5 protein-coding genes and 1 pseudogene are annotated in these 3,674 nt (G+C 70.1%); all 6 read left to right on the top strand.

The annotated features are described in order from the left end of the window. Positions 1-264: pseudogene (locus K4G64_RS38315) on the top strand (FAD-binding oxidoreductase); the annotation flags it as partial. Positions 265-593: 329 nt separating this feature from the next. Then, positions 594-1,361 (top strand): hypothetical protein, encoded by a 768-nt coding sequence (locus tag K4G64_RS38310; protein WP_051715255.1) that lies wholly within the window; start codon positions 594-596, stop codon positions 1,359-1,361. 10 nt (positions 1,362-1,371) lie between these two features. Beyond that, positions 1,372-1,764 (top strand): hypothetical protein, encoded by a 393-nt coding sequence (locus K4G64_RS38305; protein WP_221760472.1) that lies wholly within the window; start codon positions 1,372-1,374, stop codon positions 1,762-1,764. A 205-nt stretch (positions 1,765-1,969) separates the two neighbouring features. Next, positions 1,970-2,464, top strand: coding sequence for a hypothetical protein (locus K4G64_RS38300; RefSeq protein ID WP_260461550.1), 495 nt, complete (start codon positions 1,970-1,972; stop codon positions 2,462-2,464). 242 nt (positions 2,465-2,706) lie between these two features. Then, positions 2,707-3,540: a helix-turn-helix transcriptional regulator gene (locus K4G64_RS38295; RefSeq protein ID WP_221760471.1), complete on the top strand. Its 834-nt coding sequence runs from the start codon at positions 2,707-2,709 to the stop codon at positions 3,538-3,540. Beyond that, a partial coding sequence (locus tag K4G64_RS38290) for a DUF397 domain-containing protein (RefSeq protein WP_221760474.1) occupies positions 3,537-3,674 on the top strand: 138 nt, incomplete at its 3' end. The genes K4G64_RS38295 and K4G64_RS38290, both read left to right, overlap by 4 nt.

The following is a 3,674-nucleotide window of genomic DNA, read 5'->3' as shown; positions in this document are numbered from 1 at the left end:
TCCCGCGACGCCCGCTACTTCATGGAGTCGGTCGGCATCATGCCCGCCCCACCGGTGGCCGAGGCCGTCGAGCAGGCGACCCGCCGCCTCTACACGGCCATGGCCCCGTACGGAACGGGCCGCACCATGGTCAACATCCACGGCACCCCGGGCGACGAACAGGACATCGCCCGCGCCTGGACCCCGGAGGTCTACGCCCGCCTACGCCACGACAAGTCCGTCTACGACCCGGACAACCTCCTGCGCTACGGCCACACGGTGTGAGCACCGCCCTCCTCCGGCGCGATCACGCCACCGAGGGATGACACCGTGCACGGCGCCGCGCCCGGCCACAGCGACCGCTCCGTCTCCTTCAGCTGCGCCCTTGAGGACCACACCGGCGCGCTCGCCACACACCACGCCCTCCCGTTCACCGCACACCACGCCGTCCGTTCGCCGCGCGCCACTCCGCGCCGAGCAGCGGCATCACCGCACCCGGAGAAGGCTCTGATCCTGCTCAAGATCCTTTACTTGGCTACCGGCCGGTAGCTACGGTCGTTCCGACCACGGAGGTGGATATCACCTCTCAACTGAATAAGCAGGGGGAATCTGGCATGACTGCCGGAATCAGCAAGTACACCGAGCGACGCGGTGCCACCCGGCGCACCAGCGCCATGATCGTCGCAGCCGTCACCGCGGGGGCCCTCTTCGCCACCGCCACCGGCGCCCAGGCCGCGGACCCCGCGGCGCAGCGGACCGTCTCGGCGAGCAGTACCTCGGCCGTCGACGTCCCGGAGTTCACCGCGGCGGAGCAGGCACAGGGCGCGGCGCTCGCTGAGGGGATAGCCGAACTCGGCGTGACCGAGGACCAGTTCGCCGCCGCACTGGAGGTGGCCCTGACCAGGCCGGCTCCGGATGCGGAGGCCCTGCGCACGCGCCTCGCCGCGCTACCGGCACAGCCGACCGCCGAACAGCTCGCGCAGGCCGCCTATCCCGGGGACGGCGAGGCTCAGGCCGCGCTGCTGCCCGTCTTCGCCAAGGAGGAGGTACGCGCCGCGGCCCTGGCCCAGCTCGCCCCCGCCTCTGCCGCCCCCGCACCTGGCGGGAAGAAGCCGATGATGGCGGCGATGGGGTGGTGGGACCAGACGAAGTTCGTCGTCAAGTGCAGCGCCGCCGTCGCCGCCGTCCTGATCAGCTTCGCGCCGGCCGGTTCCAGCATCAAGGTCGCCCGCGCGGTGGCGCTGTTCAAGCGGTACGGCGCGAAGAAGACGGCGAACATCATCTGGCGCTTCGTCAACGGCAAGCACGTCGGTTCCAAGGAGCGCGAGGCCGTGAAGGCGTTCATCGGCATCTCCGCCATCTCGTCCGCGTGCAGCAAGTGAGGTGAGTGCATTGACGATCGAGCATGTCGCCGTGATCGCCCTGGCGGTCGAGGTGGTGATCATGGTGCTGGCACGGGTCGGCACCGAGCGGCGCCACTGGAACCACGCCAAGGGGCGCGGTCCCGCTCCGCTGAAGAGGGACGACCTCACGCTCGCCTCGGGGACGCTGTACGCGATCGCCGCGACCGCGATGGTCGCGGGTGCGCTCGCCGCGCCGGTCGAGCTGACCCTCAAGACGGTCGGTACGTTCGCACTGTTCGGCGTCCTGCTCCCGGCGTTCGCCGCGAACGCCGTGCTCGTGCTGATGACCCGGGGCAACCCCGGTGCGGTCACCGCGGGCCGACGCGGACTCGCCTTCGCGGTCGCCGCGGGCGGCGGCTTCCTGTCGGTGGGCCTGGTCTGACGATCCGGCCCTCGGAGAACGGGTCCCGGTGGCTGCCACCGGGACCCGTTCCCGTCACACCGGGACCCGTTACCGTCACACCGGGACCCGTTACCGTCACACCGGGCCGTCGAGGACATGGAGAGGGCGTCTTCAGGTCAACGGTGTGCTGAGTAGCGGCGGCCGGGGCGCCTGGCCTCAGTGGCTCCGGCCGGGTCGCCGGGAAATGGAGTACGCGGCCCTGGACCGCATCCACATGGAGCCCCAGGACCCGCTCCCGGCCCGCGAGTGCTGCATGCTGCTGCGCGACCTGACCCCCGACGCCGTCGACACGTTCCTGGAGCAGGTCGGCCCCGGAGCCGGCGCCGAGCACCCCCTCCTCGTGGCCTCCCTGCGACACATGGGCGGCGCACTGTCCCGCCCGTCCGCCGTCGAGGACGCCGTCTGTTCCCGCGACGCCCGCTACTTCATGGAGTCGGTCGGCATCATGCCCGCCCCACCGGTGGCCGAGGCCGTCGAGCAGGCGACCCGCCGCCTCTACACGGCCATGGCCCCGTACGGAACGGGCCGCACCATGGTCAACATCCACGGCACCCCGGGCGACGAACAGGACATCGCCCGCGCCTGGACCCCGGAGGTCTACGCCCGCCTACGCCACGACAAGTCCGTCTACGACCCGGACAACCTCCTGCGCTACGGCCACGCGGTGACACCGGCGTAGCGGCAGGCGGTTACAGGCAGGCCTTCGACGGCTCAGGGCGACGGCAGCGGCAGACACGGGATCTGCGGGTGACGCAGGTGCTGTCCGGCTTCATGGACGCAGTGGGTGAAAGCCCCCGGTCCTGGCCGACCGGCCGAGTCTGTACGAGCCGTATCCGGATTCCGTCCGGGCTGTCCGGCGTGACCGACTGCCGACGGCCGGAGTTGGTCCGGGGAAGGGCGCGCGACGGGAGGGCGGCGAGCATGAGCGGGTGGGAAGCGGGGCTGGACGACGACGAGGCCGGGGCCGTGATGCGCACGGTCACGCGGCAGTTGAAGCTGTGGCAAGAGGCGGCAGGCCTCACCCAGGCGGAGTTCGGGGCGGCGATCGGGTACGGCGAGGACCTGGTCTCGTCGGTGGAGCGGGGACGGCGGATTCCACGGCCGGAGTACCTGGACGCGGCGGACGAGGCGCTGGGCGCGGACGGGAAGATCGCCGCGATGAAGAGGGACGTGGCGGAGGCCCGGTATCCGAAGAAGGTGCGGGACCTGAAGAAACTGGAGGCGGAGGCCGTCGAATTGGGGGCCTACAACAACTCCGTCGTCCATGGGCTGTTGCAGACCCAGGCGTACGTACGGGCAGTGTTCAGCGCTCGCCGACCGCCCTTCACGGCGGACGAACTCGAACAGCGGTTGTCAGCCCGTGTGGCGCGTCAGGAGATCGTCAGCGACACGACAGCCCGCCCGCTCTTCACTTTTGTCCAGTGTGAGTCGACGCTGCGCAGGCCCATCGGGGGCAGGATGGTCATACGCGAGCAGCTCGAACGACTACTGGAGGTGGCCGAGTTGCCCAACGTCGACCTTCAGGTACTGCCGCTGAGCCGGGAGGAGAACTCAGGTCTCGCCGGGCCGTTCAGGCTGCTCAGGCTCAAGGACGGCACCACGGTCGGGCACGTGGAGGTGCAGCACATCAGCCGTGTGATCGCCGATGCGAAGGAAGTGCAGTTCCTCGACATTCGTTATGGGACCATCCGGGCGCAGGCTCTCAGCCCACGAGAGTCGATGGCCCTCATCGAGAAAGTGCTTGGAGAGACATGACCGACCTCGTGTGGATAAAGAGCAGCTACAGCACGGACGAGGGCCCCGACTGCGTCGAGGTGGCGACCCCGGACGAGACCCGGGTCCTCGTCCGCGACTCCAAGAACCCCCACGGCCCCCGCCTCGCCCTCACC

This window comes from Streptomyces sp. WAC04114 (assembly GCF_019733245.1).
Taxonomy (GTDB): Bacteria; Actinomycetota; Actinomycetes; order Streptomycetales; family Streptomycetaceae; genus Streptomyces; species Streptomyces massasporeus_A.
The sequence above is the reverse complement of the archived record's forward strand: the minus strand, read 5'-3'. Positions and strand labels throughout refer to the sequence as shown.